This is a genomic window from Rathayibacter sp. AY1D2 (genome assembly GCF_002932695.1).
GTDB lineage: Bacteria > Actinomycetota > Actinomycetes > Actinomycetales > Microbacteriaceae > Rathayibacter.
In genome coordinates, this window is record NZ_PSVX01000006.1 from 63,965 (window position 1) to 84,359 (window position 20,395).

Below are 20,395 nucleotides of genomic sequence, written 5' to 3' on the forward strand. Positions count from 1 at the left end.
TGCTGGACGACTCTGTGCCGGACGACTCTGCAGTGTCCGGCTTCGCGGAGGGCTTCTGCACGCACGAACGCCGAAGGGCGGACACCGCGAGGTGCCCGCCCTTCGGCGTGTTCACCGGCCGGAGCCGGTGAGGGGAATCAGCTGGCCGGGGGGGTCAGCACGGTGTCGATGAGGTAGACGGTCGCGTTGGCGGTCTGGACGCCACCGCAGATGACGGACGCGTCGTTGACCTTCAGGTCGTCGCCGGAACCGGTGACGGTGAGGTTGCCACCCTGGACGGTGGCGTGGTCGCCGGCGATCGCGTCAGGGGCGATCTGGCCGGGGACGACGTGGTAGGTCAGGATCGAGGACAGCGTCGCGGCGCCCTCGGGGGTCTTGAGGGAGTCGACGGTCGCGGCGTCGAGCTTGGCGAACGCGTCGTCGACCGGGGCGAAGACGGTGAACTCGCCGCTGTTCAGCGTGTCGACGAGGTTGACGTCGGGGTTGAGGCCACCGGAGACCGCAGCGGTCAGGGTGGTGAGCAGCGGGTTGTTCGACGCGGCGGTCGCGACGGGGTCGAGCGACATGCCCTCGACCGAGCCGGCGCCGTCCGGGACCTGCTCGGCGTACGCGGCACAGCCGGGACCGACGAGGTTCGCGGCCGGGTCCATGGTCGCCATGGGGGTCGAGGAGGCGGAGGCCGACGAGGTGGCCATCGGGGTCGACATCTCGGTCGCCGCGTCGCTGGCGGCGGTGGTCGAGCCGCTTCCGCTCGAGCAGGCGGTGAGGCCGAGGGCGGCGGTGCCCAGCAGGGCGAATGCGGCGAGGGCGGAACGCTTGGTGGATCGCATGGGATTACTCCTTCGTGAGACGGCCCCCACGTGATGCGGAGGACCTGTTCTGTGTGGACCGTGTCGCGGCCGTTGACATGTGTTCGGAGCCCTCCCTGCGGGGGTTTGGATTTCTTTCGGTGATCTAGGTAACGGCTTCGTAACGGCAGGGAACCGGGACGGCGGGGAGCTGCTCCGCCGCGTCGATTACCCTGGAGACGTCGCGCGCACGCGTCGACGCGACGACGAGAGGACGGGCGAGTGCAGACCCGAGGTGCACGAGTGGCTCGCGGCGTCGCCGCCGCTCTCGCAGCGACCGCCACGGCCGCCGCCTCCCACACGCTCGCGGGCGCCGAGACCCCCGCTCCTGCCGTGCTCGCCCTCGCCGCGGCGTTCGCCGTCGTCGTCTGCGTCCTCCTCTCGGGGCGCCGTCTGTCCCTTCCCCGGCTGACGCTCTCCGTGCTCCTCAGCCAGATCGCGTACCACGGCCTCTTCCTCATCACGGGCAGCGGTGGGGAGGTGAGCGTGGTCGGGACGACGGGCACCGGCGCGCACTTCCACGACGGGTCGACCATCGAGCTGATCGCCGGCGGAGGCGGACACGCGACTCACGCTCCGCTGATGCTCGTCGCCCACCTCGCTGCGGCTGCCTTCACGATCGCGGCGTTCCGGTACGGCGAGCGCCTCTTCTGGACGCTGGGAGCAGGCCTCCAGCGCGTCGTCGTACGGATCGTCGCCCGCGCGTCCGCGGTCGCACTCCCGTCGGCCCCCGGCGTCTCGATAACGGGTACCCACGAGCCGCGGGCGACTCGATCCCTCGACGCGGTCCTCTCGATCCTCCGGCACCGCGGGCCGCCGCTGCGGGTCCTCCGCGCCGCCTGACGCCCCTCCCGTGCGGGAGCGGCTCCGGTCGGCGCCCCGCACGCACCGCGAACCCGCGCTGCGTCCAGAACTCCCGGCCCCGCGCCGGATCTCCCCCGAGGACACGACCGTCATGACCCGTTCTTCTTCTTCTTCTTCTTCTTCTTCTTCTTCCTTCTCGCGGCTCCGCCTCGTCGGTAGCGGCGCACTCGTCGCCGTCGGATCGATCGCGCTCGCTGTCGCCGCGCCCACGGCGGCCAGCGCCCACGTGACCGCGGCGGCGAGCAGCACCGCCGCCGGCTCGTACACGGTGGTGACGTTCTCGCTGGCCCACGGCTGCGAGGGCTCGCCGACGACGGGACTCACGATCACGATGCCCGACGGCATCAACTCGGTCAGCCCGACGATCAACCCGAACTGGGACGTCGTGAAGAACGAGGTCGCGATCGCCGACCCGGTCACCGACTCCCACGGGAACACCGCGACCAAGCGGGTCTCGGACGTGGTCTACACGGCGAAGACGCCCCTCGCCGACGGCTACCGCGACACCGTCGCCCTCCAGCTTCAGCTCCCCGAGGACGCAGCCGGCTCCACGCTGGAGTTCCCCGTGCTGCAGACGTGCGAGACCGGCAGCACCGCCTGGGACCAGCCGACCGTCGACGGCCAGGACGAGCCCGAGCTGCCCGCTCCCACCGTCGCGGTGACCGCGGCGGAAGCAGGGTCCGGCCACGGGGGCGGACACGACGACGATGGCGACGGTGACGACGCGGTCGCGACCACCGCCTCGGCGACGACGGCCACGAGCGGCGACGACGTGCTCGCCCGCATCCTCGGAGTCGGCGGGCTCGTCGTCGGCGCGGTCGGCGTGGCCGTCGGGCTCGCCTCCCGCCGCCGCGGACCCCGGGCGTCGGCGTGACCCGTCGGAAGGCCCTCGTCGCCGCTACCGCGATCGGGCTGCTCGGTTCGATCGCGGTGGCGGCGCCCGCCAGCGCGCACAACTACCTCGTCTCGACGACTCCCGCTGCGGACTCGACCGTGACGGAGCAGCCGGGAACGCTGGTGCTGACGACGAACGACGACCTGCTCGTCCTCGGGACAGACGGAACGGCGGCGGCTCTGCGCGTCGTCGGGCCGGACGGGCTCTACTACGGCGACGGCTGCGTCAGCGTCGTCGGGCCGGAAGCGTCGATGCCGCTCGAGCTCGGCGCGGCGGGGGAGTACGAGGTGACCTGGCAGGTCGTGTCGACCGACGGGCACCCTGTGTCGGGCCAGTACGCGTTCGACTGGGCGCCGGCCGACGGGACCGCGCTCGCCGAGGGGTCGGGCTCGGTCCCGGACTGCAACGGCACCGTCGCGGTCTCAAGAGGACAGGCCGAGTCCGCCGACGAGGCGCAGGCGACGTCCGGATCGGACCCGGCACTCCTCGGGGACGTCCTGTGGATCGGCGGCGCTCTCGCCGCGGTCGCCTCCGCCACCGGAGTGACGCTCCTCGTGCTGCGACGGCGACCCCGCGACTGAGGCTCGTGAGCCTCCTGGGGTGGCGGTCGGTCAGTTCAGGAGGCTCGCGAGGGGCCCTTCACCGAGACCGGTGAGGACGGCCGCCGCGTCCTCGTAGACGGCGACGGCTCCGGCCTCGCGGAGTTCGTGCTCCGAGGTTCCGCCGGAGAGGACTCCGACCGTTGCCAGGCCCGCGCGCTCGGCGGCCAGGACGTCCCAGGTCGCGTCGCCGACCATGACGGCGCGGTCGACGGAGACACCCGCGCGGTCGAGCGCGATAGAGATCAGGTCGGGTGCTGGCTTGGCGGTGGAGACGTCGGCGCCGCTGGTGACAGCGTGAACGGAGCCGCCGAAGTCGAGGACGTCGAGAAGCACGTCGAGCTCGTTCTGCGGTGCCGATGTGGCGAGGACGACGTGGACGCCTCGACCGACAAGCGTCGCGATGAGCTCGCGAGCTCCCGGGAGTGGAACGATGCGTGCTGTCGTCTCGGCGTAGTTCTTGGTGTGCAGCGACTTCACCAGTGCGCGCTGCTCCTCCTTCACGTCGTCCTCGAGGAGCATGTCGAGCAGCTCCGACGAGTCTGCGCCGATCGCTCGTTGGATGCGCCAGGCGGGGACGACGAGGTCGGCCTGCCAGAAGGCGCGCGACCACGCCTCGACGTGGAGGAAGTTCGTGTCGGCGAGGGTCCCGTCGATGTCGAAGAGCACCGCCGAGGTCCCCGTCGTCGCGTCTTTCCTGTCCTTCGTTCCTGCCATGTCGCTGCCCCTCTTGTCGCTTCCGCGCCGATCGGCCCGTGCCGTCCACGCTACGCAGGCGCGCCGAAGCGGGCCCGCCGCTTGACCTGCCGGTCTCGACCATCCGACCTGCCCGTGTCACGGCCCGCGGTCTCCGCTCGGACCTGTCCGCCCTCCGCTCTGTCCCCCGGCTCGCCCGGCCGGGTGACATGCTGCCGTCCCGTCGGGCTCGTCCAGCGCAGCGTGCCGTCCGGCTCCTGCCGGTGCGTCCACCCCGTGGTGTGGCGGAGCCGGTGGTGGTGTCGGCAGAGGTGCGCGAGGTTGTCGGCCGACGTGGTGCCTCCGTGCTGCCAGTCGTTCGTGTGGTCGACGTCCGCGTGGCGGGTGCTGCGGGTGCATCCCGGGAACCGGCAGGTCCCGTCGCGGTGCTGGAGGTGGCGACGCAGGTCCGCCGGCACTCGGTAGGAATCGCGTCCGACGGAGAGGACCGCTCCGCTCTCCGGATGGGTGAGCAGCCGCGTGAACGAGGGAGCACCTGCTGCGAGACGCCGCGCGGTCTCCGGATCGACGGGTCCGTATCCGTCGAGGACGGCGGGCTGGTCGGAGCGCCCGAGGAGGGTCAGTGCAGGCACGGTCACCGCGACTTCGGCGCGCACTCCCGCAGGCATCGACGTGCCGTCTCCCTCGGCCGATGTCTCCCCGTCGACCAGCAGCGCAGCGGCGATGTCCGCGCGGAGCTGGCCCAGCGTCCGCTCCTCGTCCGGCAGATCCGCGAGGGAGCGGGCGGCCCGGTCGATCCTGTCCATCGCGCCGAGCACATCGGGAGCTGCGGTGTAGAGGTGCAGGATCGCCATCCCGTCGTCGAGGCCCTCCACCCAGAGCGCGCGACGACGGGCGCAGTCCCGATGACGTTCGCTGATCGTCTGCGGGTGCAGCCGTTCCCGGAGCGACCGGAGGGCGCGTCGCAGCTGGGGCGGCGTGCAGGCGACCGCGATCGTGGCGGCCTCCTCGTCGAAGCGCCCACGGACCTCGGCCGGGACGTCGAGCGCTCCTCGCACCACGAGTCGCGCGTGCTCGGGGGAGAGCGCTCCGTCCGCGAGTGCGCGCAACGTCGCCGGGAGGTCGTTCACCAGCAGGCGTGCCTCGTCGACCAGTGCAGAGGCGTGCGCCTCCGAGACCCGGAGTCCCGTCGCGAGCTCCGCGATCAGCGCCCGGTGCGCCGCCTCCGCCCGATCCACCTGCACCTGGACGTGCTCGCCGACGAGCGCCGCCGGTGCCGCCATCGCGAGGCGGCGTGCCTCCTCGACTGCCCGGTAGCGCAAGGCTTCGACGGATGATCGCTCGGCGTGCCGTGAGCCGGCGAGCGCGAGCGCCTCCGTGAGTGCGTCTACTGTCGCCGATTCGTTCATGCCCTGATCTCAGCGGACGAAGTCTCGTCGTGGACCTCGGGACCGCCGTTCCATCGGACAGCATCGCGAAGAGCCGCCTGTGGAGGAGCGTTCCCGCCCCCCTCACACCTTCCGCGGCACCGTGAACACCGTCTCCACTCCGGCCGAGTACAGCACCGAGTCCGGCGCGCGCGTCGCCAGCCCGGGGAAGCCCGCGGCGTCGAGCAGCCCGTCGTCGAGCGCCAGCAGCTCCGCGCGGCGCAGCGGCCACGGCCGGTGCAGGTTGCGGCCGTACCAGGTGGAGCCCAGGTGGCGCTCGTGGTAGGCCCAGCGTGCAGTGAGGAACGAGGCGACCGGGTCCTCGCCGACCGGGTCGCCCGGGCGGACGACGATCCGGGAGCGGGCGGCCGAGTCCGAGTGCCGGATCGTGTCGTAGATCACCGCGCCGTGGCGGTGCTCGATGCTCATCCGGGCCCAGCGGTAGGGGAGCCCGAACACCGCCTGCGCGGTGAGCACGGGAAGGAGGTGGGAGGCGTCGAGCGAGACGAACACGACTCCGCGTCGTCCCTGCTCGTCGACGGAGTAGAGCCGGACGTTCACCTCGGGGAAGGTGCCGAGCCAGGGCACCCGCGGGCCGCCGAGGAAGGCTGTCCGCGAGAGCCGGAACGGGATCAGGCCCACCCAGGAGGAGCCGTCGTGCTCGTCGGGCCTCGTCCCGGCCGGGAGGTGGGGCGCCACCAGGGCGGGGTCGACCCGCCAGTGCAGGAACGTCGCCTCGGTCCAGCGCTGCTTCAGGATGCGCGGTCCGCCGAGCGCGGGCGCGGAACGGGTGACGGGTTCGACGGAGCTCACGCGCCCATCGTGCTCCGGTGTGCTGCGAGCTCGCCCGTGCAGGCGCGCTCAGCGGCGCGCGGCGAGGGCCTTCAGTGTCTCCAGCACCAGGGCCACCGGTGCGGAGGAGGCGGCGGAGTTCCGCACGACGGCCTCGAGGGAGCGGACGGGCCGGGGACGGACGACGGGCACGGCGCGGACGCCGTCCGGCAGGCGGTGGGCCGCGAGCTCCGGCAGGACCGTCACGCCCATGCCCGCGGCGACGAACGCGGCGGCGGTGATGTGGTCGTTGGCCTGGACGTGGAAGGGCGGCGCGAACCCGGCGGCGGCGCAGGCCTCCACGACGTTCCGGCGGCACCAGCCGGTGGGCAGGTCGTTGTCGACCCAGCGCTCGTTCGCGAGCTCGGCGAGGTCGATCTCGCTCCGGGAGGCGAGCGGATGACCGTCGGGCAGGACGACGAGGTAGGGGTCGTCGAGGAGGTGGTGCGCCGCGAATCCGGGGGCGGTCGGCTCGGAGGAGGCGACGAGGAGCTGCACGTCGGGGCGCGCTCCGAGGTCGTCGTCGAGCTCCTCTCCCAGGCGCAGATCGAGGGCGAGGCCGGGGAACGCGGCGGTCAGCCGGCGGGCGACCTCCGGCATCCAGGCGCTGCCGACGGAGGCGAAGTACGTCACGGAGAGGCGGCCGGAGCGGCCCTCGCGCAGCTCCTCCACCACGGCCTCCGCTTCGGCGAGGCGCTCGAGGACGCGGTCCGCCTGGGCGGCGAGGGCGCGTCCGGCGGGGGTCGGGCGGACGCCGCGGCCCACGCGCTCCAGCAGCGTCAGTCCGGTCTCGCGCTGCAGAGCGGTGAGGTGCTGGCTGACGGCGGAGGGCGTGTAGCCGAGGCCGGAGGCGGCTCCCGCGATCGAGCCGGAGGCGACGACGGAGCGGAGGATGCGGAGCCGGTGCACGTCGAGCATGAGACGACCGTACAGTCCGGCTGAACGATTCGACAGTGAACGGAACTGGTGCTGAATCCCCGGCAGCGCCACGATGGCCTCATGACCGACGTCTCCTCCTCCGCCCCGCTCTCCACGAGGGACGCCCTCCTGCTGTGGGGCGCGATCGCGGTCACCGTCCTGCTCTGGGCGTCGGCCTTCGTCGGCATCCGCGCCACGACGGAGGACTTCGGCCCGGGCGCGCTGACCCTCGGCCGCATCGTGGTGGGGTCGCTCGCGCTCACGGTGGTGCGCGTCGTCCTCACCGCCCGGAGGCGCCGCTCGGAGGCGGCTCCGGATCCGCGCACGGCGGTCCCGCGCGGGCGCCTCCTCCTGCTCGTGCTGGGCTGGGGGGTCGCCTGGTTCGGGGTCTACAACCTGGCGTTGAACGCTGCGGAGCGGCACGTCGACGCGGGGACGGCGGCGCTGCTGGTGAACATCGCGCCGATGATCACCGCCGTGCTCGCCGGGCTGCTGCTGGGGGAGGGATTCCCCCGCCGTCTCCTCGCCGGGATGCTCGTGGCGCTGACCGGCGTCGCGGTGATCGCGTTCTCCACCTCCACCGGGCAGTTCGACGTGATCGGCGTCGCCCTCGGCCTGGTGGCCGCCGTCGTCTACGGCAGCGCGGCGACCCTCCAGAAGCGCCTGCTGGGCCGGATCGACGCGCCGACGATGACCTGGCTCGGCTGCCTCGCCGGCACGGTCGCGTGCCTGCCCTTCGCACCGGAGCTCGTCGAGGCGCTCGCCGCCGCTCCGCTCTCCTCGATCCTGGCCGCGGTCTACCTCGGGATCTTCCCGACGGCCGTCGCCTTCACGACGTGGGGGTACGTCCTCGCGCGCTCCAGCGCGGGTCGTACCGCGGCGTCCACCTACGCGGTGCCCGCGGTGGTCGTGCTGCTGTCCTGGCTCGTCCTGGGCGAGACCCCGCCGCTCGCCGCGCTGCTCGGAGGCGCGCTCGCCCTGGCCGGAGTCGCGGTGGCGACGCTGCGGAGGCGCCCGAAGGCGGTCTGACCGGCGGCGGATGCTCCTCCACAGCCGCCCGATCGCGTCGAGTCCTCGGACGAGGCGGCTCGCGGGGATCCCGCGGGAGGGCCCGGGATATGCTGGGCGGACGTTCATCCCAGTCGGCGCCGAGCGCCAGGAACGGTGAGGATCCCGATGACCGAGGCCCTGCAGCCGCCCGTCCAGAACGCCCTCTCGCTCACGCCTCCGGAGCCGGTGGCAGCGGTGCCGACCACCTCGGCGCCGTCGATCGCGCCGAAGGTGCCGGAAGCCGCCCTGCCCGGCCTCGAGGCGAAGGTCGACGGCTACCTCGACACGCTCCTGGCGACGGAGTCCCGCAGCCCCGAGTTCGCGACGCGGGCCAACGACATCCGCACGATGGGCGACGCCGACATCCGCTCGGCCGCCGACTCGTCGAACCGGCTGCTGAGCACGCCGGTGCGCGCCCTCCAGGAGGGCGGGCTCTCCGAGGGGTCGACCATCGGCAAGACACTGCTCGAGCTGCGCCGCACGGTGGAGGATCTGGACCCGTCCGAGGACAACCTGCAGAAGAAGATCCTGGGCTTCATCCCGTTCGGCAACAAGATCACCGACTACTTCCGCCGCTACGAGAGCGCCCAGTCGCACCTGAACGCGATCATCCAGGCCCTGTACGACGGGCAGGACGAGCTGCGGAAGGACAACGCGGCCCTGAACCTCGAGAAGCAGAACCTCTGGGAGACGATGACCCGTCTCAACGAGTACATCTACGTCGCCGAGCGGCTCGACGTGAAGCTCTCGGCGAAGATCGCCGAGCTCGACGCGACCGATCCGGAGCGGGCGAAGGCGCTGCGCGAGGACGTCCTCTTCTACGCGCGCCAGAAGCACCAGGACCTGCTGACCCAGCTGGCCGTGTCGATCCAGGGCTACCTAGCGATCGACGTCGTCATCAAGAACAACGTCGAGCTGATCAAGGGCGTCGATCGCGCGACGACCACGACCGTCTCGGCGCTGCGCACGGCGGTCATCGTGGCGCAGGCGCTCGCCAACCAGCGCCTCGTGCTCGATCAGATCACGGCGCTGAACACCACGACGTCCAACATGATCGAGGCCACCTCGCGCATGCTCGCCGACCAGTCGGCCTCGATCCAGTCGCAGGCCGCCTCGGCCACGGTCGGGCTGCCGCAGCTGCAGGCCGCGTTCGCGAACATCTACCAGACGATGGACTCGATCTCGGACTTCAAGATCAAGGCGCTCGACAGCATGGCCCAGACCGTCGGAGTCCTGCAGACCGAGACGGCGAAGGCCGGCGAGTACGTCGAGCGGGCCCGCCGCAGCAACTCGGACATCGACGCGACGTCCTCGCTCGATCTCGGCCGCTAGCCGATGGGCTGGTTCTCCCGACTGTTCACGGGTGCCCCCGCGGCGCCGGAGGAGACCGCGCCCGCTCTGCCGGGCGTCCCGACGAGCGATGACATCCTCGCGGCGCTCGACCGGGTCGGCACGCGGACGGAGGGCCGGGTGCCCGGCATCGTCGCGGCGCGCATCCAGCGGATCGACGAGACGGTCCGCGAGATGGTGCCCCGTCTCGACCGCCTCGGCGGGATGAGCCGGCAGGGCCACACCGTCGTCGCGACCGCGACCAGCTACCTCCCCGAGGCGGTGGAGGGCTACCTCCGCCTGCCGAGGGACTTCGCCGACCGCCGCGCCGTGCACAGGGGGAAGACCTCGCTGATGATCCTCTGCGACCAGCTCGACCTCCTCGGAGGCACGCTCGACCGCATCTCGGACGCCGTCTCGCGGCAGGACGCCTCGGCGCTGATCGCGCACGGGCAGTTCCTGGCCGAGAAGTTCACGGAGTCCTCGCTCTCCCCGAGCGGTCTCGACGCGCCTCCGCAGCCGGGAGCGCCGTCCGGATCCGGCTCGCTGACCCCGCCGAGCGCCTCGTGACCGCGCTCGCCCCGGCGCTGGACGCCCTCGTGCTCGCGGGGACGGCCGCCGGCCTCGACGCCGCGGCCGTCCGCGACGAGGGTGCGCGGCTGGCCGCCGCCGTCGCCGAGTCGATCCGCGGCGCCGGGCAGGACTGGCTCGCCGCGACCGGCGCGACGGGCGGTCTGGAGGCGTTCTTCACCGCCGCCTCGAGCGGCCGGCGCTGGCGGTCGGGGCCGACCGATCAGCTGGCCGCCCTGGTCGGCGCGGGCTCTCACCACTCCTCCGCCTACGCCCGCGCCCTGACCGAGGTCGTCTCGGCGGCCAGCGCTCTCGGCGACCCGGGCATCGGCGGCATCGCCTCCGCCTCCGCGACCGCCGCGGCCCAGCTCTCCGCCGTCCCGGGCGCCCGGGGCGCCGCTCCGACGACGAGCGGAGGAGTACCGCACACGACCGGCCGGTCGCCGGACGGTGCCGCGGGCGCCGACCTGCCGACCGGTCTGCCCGCCGGCGTGCCCGGGGTCGACGAGATCCTCGAGCGCCTCCGCCGGACCGAGCACGACGGTCCTCAGGACGAGCCGGCGCCCGCCGCCGCTCCCGCCGCGGAGCCCGCCTCCGAGCCGGAGCCGCTCGACCCGCCGGAGTCCATCGACGACCTGCTCGCCGAGCTCGACGCGCTGATCGGCCTCGACCGGGTGAAGAGCGAGATCAAGCGGCAGACGCAGCTGCTCCGGATCGACACCCTGCGCCAGGCCGCCGGACTCAGCACGCCCACGCTCACCCGCCACCTCGTCTTCACGGGGAACCCCGGCACGGGCAAGACGACGGTGGCGCGGCTGGTCTCGCGGATCTACCGCTCGCTCGGCATCCTCTCGAAGGGCGTGCTCGTCGAGGTCGACCGATCGGAGCTGGTGGCCGGCTACCTCGGGCAGACCGCGACGAAGACCGCGGAGGTGATCGCCTCCGCGCGCGGCGGCGTCCTCTTCATCGACGAGGCCTACGCGCTCGCGCTCGACCAGTACGGCGCGGAGGCGGTCACCACCCTCGTGAAGGACATGGAGGACCACCGCGGCGACCTCGTCGTGATCGTCGCCGGCTACTCCGGGCCGATGCAGGGCTTCCTCGACACGAACCCGGGTCTCGCCAGCCGCTTCTCGACCACGATCGACTTCGCCGACTACTCCGACGACGAGCTCTCGGCGATCTTCGGCCGCCTCGCCGCCTCCGCGGACTTCGAGCCGACGGAGGAGGCGCTCGCCGCGTTCGCGGGCCTCGCCTCGGCGCAGCAGCGCACAGAGGCGTTCGGCAACGGGCGCTGGGTCCGCAACGTCCTCGACGCGGCGATCGCCCGGCACGCCTGGCGCCTCCGCGACGTGGAGGAGCCGACGCTCGACGAGCTGCGCATCCTGCTCCCCGAGGACGTGGTGGAGAGCCCCGAAGCCTCGAGCAGCCCGGACGGAGCCGGCGACGACGACGAGGGCTCGGTCGAGGGCTCGGAGGAGGCCCTCCGGCAGGCGGACGCCTCCCCGAGCGGCGCGGCCGTCCCCGTCACCGACGACCCCGAGGAGGAGAGCCGTTGAGCACCGCACCCGCCGCGCCGCCCGCGCAGAGGATCCCCGAGCCGCCCCTCGTCCAGGTCGCCAACCGGCCGGCGCAGCGGAAGCCGTCGCTGCTGGCCCGCGCGACCGCGACCACTCCGGCCACCCTGCGCCTCCTGCTCGCCCTGACGGCGCTGGCGGCCGTGCTGTTCGGCGTGTTCGCGCAGCAGGCAGGAGCGATGCAGGCGCGCGCCGCGACGACGGCCCGGGAGCAGTCGGCGCAGCTCCTCGGCGTGCAGAACGTCCGCACGCTGCTGGTGGACGCCAACGCGATCGCGGCCAACACCTTCCTCGTCGGCGGACTGGAGCCGACCGAGCTGCGGGCGTCGTACGTCTCGAGCCTCACCGGCGCCGCCTCCGCGATCGCCGGACTCTCGGCCGCCGACTCGGCGGACACCCGGGCCCTCGCCCGGGTCGCCAGCAGCATCACGACCTACAGCGGGCTGATCGAGCAGGCGCGGGCCAACAACCGGCAGGGCTTCCCCGTCGCCTCGGCGTATCTCGACCAGGCGTCGACGGCCCTCTCGGGGGACGGCGGCATCCTCGAGGACCTCGACGGGCTCGTCGACTCCGGCGCTGACCGGGTCGCGGCCGCCTACGACGCCGTCCGCTGGAGCGTCCTGCTCATGATCGGCTCGCTCGTGATGCTGGTCCTCCTCCTGGCGGCGCAGCTCTGGCTCGCCCGCCGCACGCACCGCTACCTCAACCGCCCGCTCGCCACGGGGACCGCCCTCCTGCTGGTCGTCGGCGTCGGCGGGGCGGTCGCCTACGGATCGGTCGCGGCGGACGCGGGGACGGCACGGGTCGAGTCCTACCGCGAGGCGCTCACCGTGTCGAACGCGCTCATCGCCGCGAGCGACGCCAAGTCGCTCGAGAGCTTCACGCTGATCAAGCGCGGCTCCGGCGCCGCCCTCGAGGAGCGCTACACCCAGGCCGTCGACTCCGCCCGGGAGAAGCTCTCGGGCGACCTGCAGGACGAGCTGGCGAGGACGCGGCTCGTCGACGAGTTCGGGCAGTGGCAGTCGTTCCACGAGGAGATCCGCGCCGCGGACGACGCCGGGAACTGGGACCAGGCCGTCCGCGTCGCCACGATCACCGGGAACGGCACGCCGAACGACCTCTTCACCACCTTCTCCGACGACGCCCGCGACGTGGTGCAGGAGAAGGCCCTGGCCGCCGCCACCACGCTCGACAGAGGTGCGGAGTTCGCGACCCTCGTCTCGTGGATCCTGCTGGCGGCCGGTCTCGCCGGAGCCGTGTTCGCCTGGCGCGGCATCGCCCAGCGACTGGAGGAGTACCGATGAACCGCCTGCGCGCCGCCGCCCTCGCCCTGGCCACCGCCGCGGCTCTCGCCCTCACCGGCTGCACGACGGGGGCGGACGACCTCGGCACGCCCCTCGCCGCGGCGACCCCGACTCCGACGGCGAGCGCGTCCGCTCCCGCCGCTCCTGCCGCGGCGGACTGCTCGCCCTCGGCGGTCACCTCCTACGCGCCGACCGGCGTGACCGACAGCACCAGGCTCACGGAGATCCGCGGGCGCGGGACCCTGCGCGTCGGCGTCTCGGCCGACACCCTCCTGATGAGCGCCCGCAACCCGATCACGGGGGCGATCGAGGGCTTCGACGTCGACATCGCCCGCGAGGTCGCCCGGGCGATCCTCGGCAGCGACTCCATCGACTACGTCGTGATCACCTCCGCTCAGCGCCTCCCCGCGCTCACCGGCGGCGACGGCGCCCCGCAGGTCGACATGGTGGCCCGCACCCTCACGATGACCTGCGATCGCTGGAGCTCGATCGCCTTCTCGTCCGAGTACTACGACGCCGGCCTCAAGGTGCTCGTCTCCGACGACCCCGACGGCGTCCCGATCACGGGCATCGGCGACCTCGACGGCGAGAGGGTCTGCGCGCCCAGCGGCACCACGACGCTCAGCCGCCTGCAGAACGACTACCCGGAGGTCGAGGCCGTCGAGGCCGCCACGCACTCGCAGTGCCTCGCCCTCTTCCAGGCAGGAGAGGTCGACGCCATCGCGGGCGACGACACGATCCTCGCGGGCTTCGTGGCGCAGGACCCGTACGCGAAGGTCGTCGGCGACGCCCTGAGCTCGGAGCCCTACGGCCTCGGCCTGCCCGCCGACGACCCCGACTTCGTGCGCTTCGTCAACGCCTCGCTCGAGAGCATCCGCAGCGACGGCCGCTGGCAGAGCATCTACGAGCGCTGGCTCGGGGTCCTCGGCGAGGCCTCGCCGCCGGCCCCGGTGTACGGCCGATGAGCACCGGTCTCGCGGAGGGGACCCCCGTCGCTCCGGGCCGGCTCGGGGAGGCCGCGCCGCAGCGCGAGCTCTTCGAGTACCTCGCCGCTCTCACCCGCTGGCTCCAGCGGACCACGCGCGAGCTCTCGCGGCTGGACGCCGCCGCGCTGGCGTCGCCGCAGGCCGAGAACTACACGGCCGACGTGGTGCTCGCCCAGTCGCTCCGCGAGTCCGTCACCCGGCGCCTCGCCGAGCTCGAGGCGGTCTGGGACTCCGGCCGCGTCGACGTCGTGGCGCGCGAGCGGATGTCGCAGCTGATCTGGGGCCGTCTCGACGCCTCCGGGAGCGGCGCGGTCTCGCTGGTGGAGGCGGTGCGCCTCTGCGACGCGGTCGTCGGCCAGCTGCGCTCCCGGCTCGAGCTCGACCCCAGCGGCACCGACGTCGCCGGGCGGATCGTGGGGGTGCGCGCCGAGATCGAGCGCTGCCGCGACCTCACCCGTGACGGCGGCGGCACGGTCGACCGCGAGCGGGCGGAGCGGGTCGCCGTGCTGCGCTCCCGCCTCGACGCGCTCGCCGAGCGGGCGGGCCGGGGAGCCGACGTGTCGGGGCCGCTCGGCCAGCTCGAGAGCGACTCCGCCCGGCTCGAGCGCGACCTGATCATCGCCGCGTCCGAGCGGCGCGGACTCGAGCGCGACCGCCGTCGGGCGCGCGAGCTGGCGGAGGCGGCCGAGCGCCGCGAGGCGCCGCTGCGCGAGCTCGTGGCCCGCTGCCGCCGCGAGATCGCCGACCCGCCGCGGCTGGCCGTGCCCGACGTCTCCCGGCTGGGCGATCCTCCGTCCGACCGCGAGGCGCTCGACGCGCACCTCGCCCGCCTGACCGCCGTCGGCCGCGCGTTCGACGCGGTCGAGGCCGCCTACACCTCGCCGCTGCGCGAACGGGCCGCCCTCGGCTTCCGCCTCCGGGCGCTGCGGGAGCGTGCCGAGGGCAACGGCCGCGCTGCCACCGCCGTCGGCGTCGCGGCCGAGGAGGAGGTGCGCGCCGCTCTCGACGCGGTGCCCTGCTCCGTCCCGCTCGCCCGCCACCTGGTCGAGCAGTACGACGTCGTCACCCGCGACCTCCCGCACCCCGACCCCGCGCATCACCGGAAGGCCACCCCATGAACGGCGCCCCCTGCACCGCGACTCCCGGCTGCACCGGGACGATCGAGGACGGCTACTGCAACGTCTGCGGCCTCCCGCCCGAGGAGGGCGCCGCCGCCTCCACGCCGACCGCGCGTCGCGCCGCTCCGGCCTCCCCGCCGGCCACCGCCTCCGCCGCCTTCGGCACCGGCTTCGTCGAGGGCACCCCCGGCGCCACGGCACCCGGGCCCGCGGAGGAGTCGGCCACCGCGCGCAGCACGCGCACCTCCTCCGCCCGCCTCGCCACCGCCGCCCTCGGCTCCGCCCGCACGGCGCAGACCGGCTCGAAGGTCACCCGCCGCGTCGGCACCACCTCGACCCGACTGCGCGGCCCGAGGCTCGGCGCCGGGCTCACCACCGTCCCGTCCCGCCCGGCCGCCGACCCGATGGCCGCTCTGATGACCGAGGCGGTCCTCCCCGAGCGCAAGCGCTTCTGCTCGCACTGCGGCACCGCCGTCGGCCGCGGGCGCGACGGTCGGCCCGGCCGCACCGAGGGATTCTGCCCCAACTGCCGCACGCCGTTCTCGTTCACCCCGCAGCTGGTGAAGGGCGATGTCGTCGGCGGCCAGTACGAGGTCGTCGGCTGCCTGGCCTACGGCGGCCTCGGCTGGATCTACCTCGCGCGCGACCGGAACGTCTCGGGGCGCTGGGTGGTGCTCAAGGGCCTGCTCAACTCCGGCGACCCCGACGCGTACGCCGCGGCCGTCACCGAGCGCCGGTTCCTGGCCGAGGTCGAGCACCCGCTGATCGTCGAGATCTACAACTTCGTCCTGCACGACGGCGCCGGCTACATCGTGATGGAGTACGTCGGCGGGCCGAGCCTCAAGCAGATCCTGAAGGAGCGGCTGGACGCCAACGGCGGCGCCGCGGATCCGCTGCCGGTGGACCAGGCGCTCGCCTTCGTGCTCGAGGTCATGCCCGCCTTCGCCTACCTGCACGACCACGGCCTGCTCTACTGCGACTTCAAGCCGGACAACATGATCCAGGTGGGCGACCAGGTCAAGCTGATCGACCTCGGCGGAGTGCGCCGGATCGACGACGAGGACTCCGCCATCTACGGCACCGTCGGGTACCAGGCTCCGGAGGTCGCCGACCTCGGTCCCTCGGTCGCCTCCGACGTCTACACGATCGGCCGAACGCTGGCCTCGCTGGTGCTCGACTTCCGCGGCAACCAGACGACCTTCGTCGCCTCGCTGCCGCCGGTGTCCGAGACACCGCTGTTCCAGCGGTACGACTCCTTCTACCGCCTGATCGCGAAGGCATGCGCTCCCGACCCGCAGGACCGCTTCGCCACGGTGGACGAGATGCGCGGCCAGCTGCTCGGAGTGCTGCGCGAGGTCGTCGCGACCGACCGCGGTCCCGGACACCCCGCGCTGCACTCGACGGAGTCGGCCCTGTTCGAGGCGCCCGTGGCCGACGTGGTCGACCGCGTCCCGCCGTGGGACGCGCTGCCGGCGCTCCGCCGCGACGAGTCCGATCCCGCCCGGTCGTGGCTCGCGGGCGTGAACGTCGCCGACCCGATCGTGCGCCTGCGCGCTCTCGCGCTCGCGCCCACCGTGACGGTCGAGGTGCGGCTCGCCCGCGCCCGGGCGGCGATCGAGGCGCAGCGCTGGGAGGAGGCGGCCCGCGCGACGGGCGAGATCCTCACGGAGGACCCGTGGGAGTGGCGGGCGGTCTGGATGAGCGGTCTCGCGCAGCTCGCGCGCGGCGACGACATCGGGGCCCGCGCCTCCTTCAACACCGTCTACGGGCAGGTCCCCGGCGAGCTCGCCCCGAAGCTCGCGCTCGCCGCGGCGTGCGAGGCGAGCGGTGAGCCCGAGGTCGCCGAGTCCCTCTACGTGATCTGCGCCCGCGCCGACGCGAACTACACGGCACCCGCCGCCTTCGGTCTCGCGCGGGTGCGGCAGCTGCGCTCCGACCTCGACGGGGCGCTCGACGCGCTCGACATCGTCGCGCCCACGCGCTCCTCCTACTCCGACGCGCGCCGCCGCCGGGCGGAGCTGCTGGCGGAGTCGGGCCGCGGGCTGCCCGCGCTCTCGGCCGCCCTCGCGAGCGTCGACTCCGTGTCGATCGATCAGCGGACCCGCCTCGAGCTCACGTCTCAGGTCCTCGCCTCCGCCCTCGAGCTGGTGCGGCGCGACGGCCCGGCCGAGGGAGCGACCCTCGGCGGAGTCGAGGCGAACGAGGCCGCCATCCGCGACGGCCTCGAGGCCTCCTACCGCGCGCTCGCCGCCTCCACTCGCGAGCGCGACGAGCGCCTGCGCCTCGTCGACCGGGCCAACGAGGTCCGACGCTGGACGCTGACATGAGCGGCGCGCTGTCGACTCCCTGCCCGAACTGCGGCGAGCCGGTCACGACGGGCGATGCGTTCTGCGAGGCCTGCGGGACGCCGCTGATCGTCGCGGCCACCCCCTCCGCTCCGCCCGTCGCCGTCGGAGGATCCGCCGCCTGCGTCTACTGCGGGGGAGCGGTCGCCGAGGACGGCTACTGCGAGCAGTGCGGACGCCCCGCTCCGACCGAGCGCGAGCACTGGGCCGAAGCGCCGCACCCGCTGGTCGGCGGCGTCTGCGACCGCGGGCTCCGGCACCCGGCCAACGAGGACGCGATGGCGCTCGGGGCGACCACCGGCGCCGACGGCTCTCTGAGGACGGCGCTGCTCGTGGTCTGCGACGGGGTCTCCTCGACCCCCGACTCCGACAAGGCGTCGCTCGCCGCGGCCCGTGCAGCACTCAGCGCACTGCAGGCCGAGGTCGGCGGGGAGAGCGCGGGAGCGGACCGCTGGCGCGCGCTACTGCAGATGGCCACCGCGCGCGCCTCCGGAGCGATCGACGCGGCCGTGCCCGAGAAGCGGTCGAATCCGCCCTCGTGCACCTTCACCGCGGCGGTGCTGGACGGCGCGCTGCTCGTCACGGGCAACGTGGGCGACAGCCGCAGCTACTGGATGCCGGACGCGGGCGAGCCGCGGCAGCTCACGGTCGACGATTCGTGGGCGCAGGAGCAGATCGCCTCGGGAGTGCCGCGGGAGCAGGCCGAGACGGCGCCCGACGCTCACGCCATCACCCGCTGGCTCGGCGCCGACGCGCACGACGAGGAGCCGCGGGTCGCCTCCGAGGAGCTGACCGAGCCGGGCTGGGTTCTGGTCTGCTCCGACGGGCTGTGGAACTACGCGTCCGCCGCCGAGGACCTCGCGCGCGTGCTGCGCGAGGCGCAGGAGCGGGTGGGCGCGGATCCGGTCACGCTCGCGGAGGCGCTGGTCGCCTGGGCGAACGAGCGCGGCGGGCACGACAACATCACGGCCGCGCTGGCGCGGTTCGACCCGGCGGGTGCGGCGGAGGCAGCGGCTGCAGCGTCCGCTGCCGAGGTGCACGGTGAGGTGACCGGCACAGCCGAGCAGGATGCTGCCGACTCCGGTGCCGATCCCGATGGTGCGGAGCCGGACGCCGCGGAGCCGGACGCTGCCGGCGCCGGCGCCGGCGACCTCGGCGCTGCGGGCCCGAGCGCGGCCGACCCCGATGCTGCGGACCCGAGCGCGGCCGACCCCGCCGCCTCGAGCCCCGATTCGGCGACGCCCTCGCCCGACGCCTCCCGTCCCACCGACTGAGCGCGCCGATCCGTCCAGACCACCCCTCCACTGCTGGACGGATCGGCACCCCCGCGGCCGGGTCACGCCCCTACAGTCGTCGCCATGAGCATCGCCGAGCCCGCCACCGCCCTGTCCGTCGTCGGCCACTGGATCGACGGAGCTCCCTCCGACTCCTCGTCCGGCCGCACCGCTCCCGTCTACGACCCGGCGCTGGGAGTCGCGACCAAGGAGGTCGCGCTCGCCGACTCCGCCGAGGTGAACGCCGCCGTCGCCTCCGCGAAGGCCGCCTTCCCCGCCTGGCGCGACACGTCGCTCGCGAAGCGGCAGCAGATCGTCTTCCGCTTCCGCGAGCTCCTCGAGGCGAAGAAGCAGGAGCTCGCCGAGCTGATCACGTCGGAGCACGGCAAGGTCGTCTCGGACGCGCTCGGCGAGATCACCCGAGGCCAGGAGGTCGTGGAGTTCGCGACCGGTCTCGCGCACCACCTCAAGGGCGAGTACTCGGAGCAGGTCTCCACCGGCGTCGACGTCTACTCGACCAAGCAGCCGCTGGGCGTTGTCGGGATCATCTCCCCCTTCAACTTCCCGGCGATGGTGCCGATGTGGTTCTTCCCCATCGCCATCGCCGCCGGCAACACCGTCGTGGTGAAGCCCTCCGAGAAGGACCCGTCCCCGGCGATCTGGCTCGGCGCCCTCTGGAAGGAGGCCGGCCTCCCCGACGGCGTCTACACGGTGCTCAACGGCGACAAGCAGGCCGTCGACGGGCTGCTCGAGCACCCCGACGTCCGCTCGATCTCGTTCGTCGGCTCGACCCCGATCGCGCAGTACGTCTACGAGACGGGCACGAAGCACGGCAAGCGCGTCCAGGCCCTCGGTGGGGCGAAGAACCACATGCTGGTGCTCCCCGACGCGGACCTCGACCTCGTCGCCGATTCCGCCATCAACGCCGGCTTCGGCTCGGCGGGCGAGCGGTGCATGGCGATCTCGGTCGTCGTCGCGGTCGAGCCCGTCGCCGACGAGCTCATCACCAGGATCCAGGACAGGGCCGCGACCCTGCGCACCGGCGACGGACGTCGTGGCTGCGACATGGGCCCGCTGATCACCGAGGCGCACCGCGACAAGGTCGCCTCCTACATCGCGATCGCGGAGGAGGACGGCGCGGAGGTCGTCATCGACGGCCGCGGCATCGAGGTGGACGGCGACGCGAACGGGTTCTGGCTCGGCCCGACCCTGCTCGACAAGGTCCCCACGACCTCCCGCGCGTACACGGAGGAGATCTTCGGACCGGTGCTCTCCATCGTCCGCGTCGCCTCCTACGAGGAGGGCGTCGCACTGATCAACAACGGCGCGTTCGGCAACGGCACGGCCATCTTCACCAACGACGGAGGAGCGGCCCGTCGCTTCCAGAACGAGGTCGAGGTCGGCATGATCGGCATCAACGTCCCCATCCCCGTCCCCGTCGCCACGTTCTCCTTCGGCGGCTGGAAGGCGTCCCTCTTCGGCGACACCAAGGCCCACGGAGCAGAAGGCGTCCGCTTCTTCACCCAGCAGAAGGCCATCACCAGCCGCTGGCTCGACCCCTCCCACGGCGGCATCAACCTCGGGTTCCCGCAGCATTCCTAGGCTCTCTCCTCCTTCGTCGTCGATCGCCCGCAGTCGGCCTGGGAGGGTGGTCGCGTCTCGCAGAGCGTCCTGCGTTCCGCGCACGTCGATCCGCTGAGACGCGGATCGCCGGTTGCGCTCCGCGGCGCTCGTGAGGCTCTCTCCTCCTGGCGTCGTCGATCG

General features: G+C 73.4%; 18 protein-coding genes. 13 read left to right on the forward strand and 5 right to left on the reverse strand.

What is annotated here, in order from left to right; translation table 11 throughout:
* Nucleotides 1-137 precede the first annotated feature (137 nt).
* Nucleotides 138-830, reverse strand: coding sequence for a fasciclin domain-containing protein (locus tag C5D04_RS02630; protein WP_104223824.1), 693 nt, complete (start codon nucleotides 828-830; stop codon nucleotides 138-140).
* 261 nt (nucleotides 831-1,091) lie between these two features.
* On the opposite strand from C5D04_RS02630, the gene C5D04_RS02635 reads away from it, so the two are divergent.
* The 3 genes from C5D04_RS02635 to C5D04_RS02645 all read left to right on the forward strand — a co-directional run bounded on the left by C5D04_RS02635 (nucleotide 1,092) and on the right by C5D04_RS02645 (nucleotide 3,188).
* A complete protein-coding gene (locus C5D04_RS02635; RefSeq protein ID WP_104325964.1) occupies nucleotides 1,092-1,691 on the forward strand; it encodes a hypothetical protein in 600 nt (199 codons plus the stop codon).
* Between the two features lie 112 nt (nucleotides 1,692-1,803).
* Nucleotides 1,804-2,586 carry a YcnI family protein gene (locus C5D04_RS02640; protein WP_146087831.1) on the forward strand — a complete coding sequence of 261 codons (783 nt, stop codon included), beginning with the start codon at nucleotides 1,804-1,806 and terminating at the stop codon, nucleotides 2,584-2,586.
* Entirely contained in the window at nucleotides 2,583-3,188 is a 606-nt protein-coding gene (locus C5D04_RS02645; protein ID WP_104347190.1) for a copper resistance CopC family protein, read from the forward strand. The genes C5D04_RS02640 and C5D04_RS02645 overlap by 4 nt, the downstream gene beginning before the upstream one ends.
* A gap of 30 nt (nucleotides 3,189-3,218) precedes the next feature.
* Here the strand turns inward: C5D04_RS02645 and C5D04_RS02650 are convergent, their stop codons facing one another.
* The 4 genes from C5D04_RS02650 to C5D04_RS02665 form a co-directional block, all read right to left on the reverse strand.
* Nucleotides 3,219-3,923 carry an HAD family hydrolase gene (locus C5D04_RS02650; protein WP_104325967.1) on the reverse strand — a complete coding sequence of 235 codons (705 nt, stop codon included), beginning with the start codon at nucleotides 3,921-3,923 and terminating at the stop codon, nucleotides 3,219-3,221.
* 50 nt (nucleotides 3,924-3,973) lie between these two features.
* Nucleotides 3,974-5,224, reverse strand: coding sequence for an HNH endonuclease signature motif containing protein (locus C5D04_RS02655; protein ID WP_181137661.1), 1,251 nt, complete (start codon nucleotides 5,222-5,224; stop codon nucleotides 3,974-3,976).
* Nucleotides 5,225-5,413: 189 nt separating this feature from the next.
* Nucleotides 5,414-6,142: a YqjF family protein gene (locus C5D04_RS02660; RefSeq protein ID WP_104347192.1), complete on the reverse strand. Its 729-nt coding sequence runs from the start codon at nucleotides 6,140-6,142 to the stop codon at nucleotides 5,414-5,416.
* A 48-nt stretch (nucleotides 6,143-6,190) separates the two neighbouring features.
* Nucleotides 6,191-7,078 (reverse strand): LysR family transcriptional regulator, encoded by an 888-nt coding sequence (locus C5D04_RS02665; RefSeq protein ID WP_104347193.1) that lies wholly within the window; start codon nucleotides 7,076-7,078, stop codon nucleotides 6,191-6,193.
* Nucleotides 7,079-7,159: 81 nt separating this feature from the next.
* On the opposite strand from C5D04_RS02665, the gene C5D04_RS02670 reads away from it, so the two are divergent.
* The 10 genes from C5D04_RS02670 (at nucleotide 7,160) to C5D04_RS02715 (ending at nucleotide 20,233) form a co-directional block, all read left to right on the forward strand.
* Nucleotides 7,160-8,107: a DMT family transporter gene (locus C5D04_RS02670; RefSeq protein ID WP_104347194.1), complete on the forward strand. Its 948-nt coding sequence runs from the start codon at nucleotides 7,160-7,162 to the stop codon at nucleotides 8,105-8,107.
* Between the two features lie 147 nt (nucleotides 8,108-8,254).
* Entirely contained in the window at nucleotides 8,255-9,460 is a 1,206-nt protein-coding gene (locus tag C5D04_RS02675; RefSeq protein WP_104223833.1) for a toxic anion resistance protein, read from the forward strand.
* A gap of 3 nt (nucleotides 9,461-9,463) precedes the next feature.
* Nucleotides 9,464-10,027 (forward strand): hypothetical protein, encoded by a 564-nt coding sequence (locus tag C5D04_RS02680; protein ID WP_104347195.1) that lies wholly within the window; start codon nucleotides 9,464-9,466, stop codon nucleotides 10,025-10,027.
* On the forward strand, nucleotides 10,024-11,586 hold the full coding sequence (locus C5D04_RS02685; protein ID WP_104295287.1) for an AAA family ATPase: 1,563 nt from the start codon (nucleotides 10,024-10,026) through the stop codon (nucleotides 11,584-11,586). The genes C5D04_RS02680 and C5D04_RS02685 overlap by 4 nt, the downstream gene beginning before the upstream one ends.
* Nucleotides 11,583-12,908 carry a hypothetical protein gene (locus tag C5D04_RS02690; protein WP_104295288.1) on the forward strand — a complete coding sequence of 442 codons (1,326 nt, stop codon included), beginning with the start codon at nucleotides 11,583-11,585 and terminating at the stop codon, nucleotides 12,906-12,908. The genes C5D04_RS02685 and C5D04_RS02690 overlap by 4 nt, the downstream gene beginning before the upstream one ends.
* On the forward strand, nucleotides 12,905-13,873 hold the full coding sequence (locus tag C5D04_RS02695) for a glutamate ABC transporter substrate-binding protein (RefSeq protein ID WP_104295289.1): 969 nt from the start codon (nucleotides 12,905-12,907) through the stop codon (nucleotides 13,871-13,873). Before C5D04_RS02690 ends, C5D04_RS02695 begins: the two co-directional genes overlap by 4 nt.
* Nucleotides 13,870-15,012 carry a hypothetical protein gene (locus C5D04_RS02700; protein WP_104255300.1) on the forward strand — a complete coding sequence of 381 codons (1,143 nt, stop codon included), beginning with the start codon at nucleotides 13,870-13,872 and terminating at the stop codon, nucleotides 15,010-15,012. The genes C5D04_RS02695 and C5D04_RS02700 overlap by 4 nt, the downstream gene beginning before the upstream one ends.
* Nucleotides 15,009-17,339, forward strand: coding sequence for a serine/threonine-protein kinase (locus C5D04_RS02705; protein WP_104347196.1), 2,331 nt, complete (start codon nucleotides 15,009-15,011; stop codon nucleotides 17,337-17,339). The genes C5D04_RS02700 and C5D04_RS02705 overlap by 4 nt, the downstream gene beginning before the upstream one ends.
* Entirely contained in the window at nucleotides 17,336-18,631 is a 1,296-nt protein-coding gene (locus C5D04_RS02710) for a PP2C family serine/threonine-protein phosphatase (protein ID WP_104347197.1), read from the forward strand. The genes C5D04_RS02705 and C5D04_RS02710 overlap by 4 nt, the downstream gene beginning before the upstream one ends.
* Nucleotides 18,632-18,715: 84 nt before the next feature.
* On the forward strand, nucleotides 18,716-20,233 hold the full coding sequence (locus tag C5D04_RS02715) for a CoA-acylating methylmalonate-semialdehyde dehydrogenase (RefSeq protein ID WP_104347198.1): 1,518 nt from the start codon (nucleotides 18,716-18,718) through the stop codon (nucleotides 20,231-20,233).
* The last annotated feature ends 162 nt before the right edge of the window (nucleotides 20,234-20,395 follow it).

Bases quoted from the DNA above. Each gene is read 5' to 3' on its own strand.
- C5D04_RS02630 (WP_104223824.1), bottom strand. From the start codon at position 830: ATGCGATCCACCAAGCGTTCCGCCCTCGCCGCATTCGCCCTGCTGGGC.
- C5D04_RS02640 (WP_146087831.1), top strand. From the start codon at position 1,804: ATGACCCGTTCTTCTTCTTCTTCTTCTTCTTCTTCTTCTTCCTTCTCG.
- C5D04_RS02650 (WP_104325967.1), bottom strand. From the start codon at position 3,923: ATGGCAGGAACGAAGGACAGGAAAGACGCGACGACGGGGACCTCGGCG.
- C5D04_RS02665 (WP_104347193.1), bottom strand. From the start codon at position 7,078: ATGCTCGACGTGCACCGGCTCCGCATCCTCCGCTCCGTCGTCGCCTCC.
- C5D04_RS02670 (WP_104347194.1), top strand. From the start codon at position 7,160: ATGACCGACGTCTCCTCCTCCGCCCCGCTCTCCACGAGGGACGCCCTC.
- C5D04_RS02675 (WP_104223833.1), top strand. From the start codon at position 8,255: ATGACCGAGGCCCTGCAGCCGCCCGTCCAGAACGCCCTCTCGCTCACG.
- C5D04_RS02680 (WP_104347195.1), top strand. From the start codon at position 9,464: ATGGGCTGGTTCTCCCGACTGTTCACGGGTGCCCCCGCGGCGCCGGAG.
- C5D04_RS02695 (WP_104295289.1), top strand. From the start codon at position 12,905: ATGAACCGCCTGCGCGCCGCCGCCCTCGCCCTGGCCACCGCCGCGGCT.
- C5D04_RS02700 (WP_104255300.1), top strand. From the start codon at position 13,870: ATGAGCACCGGTCTCGCGGAGGGGACCCCCGTCGCTCCGGGCCGGCTC.
- C5D04_RS02705 (WP_104347196.1), top strand. From the start codon at position 15,009: ATGAACGGCGCCCCCTGCACCGCGACTCCCGGCTGCACCGGGACGATC.
- C5D04_RS02710 (WP_104347197.1), top strand. From the start codon at position 17,336: ATGAGCGGCGCGCTGTCGACTCCCTGCCCGAACTGCGGCGAGCCGGTC.
- C5D04_RS02715 (WP_104347198.1), top strand. From the start codon at position 18,716: ATGAGCATCGCCGAGCCCGCCACCGCCCTGTCCGTCGTCGGCCACTGG.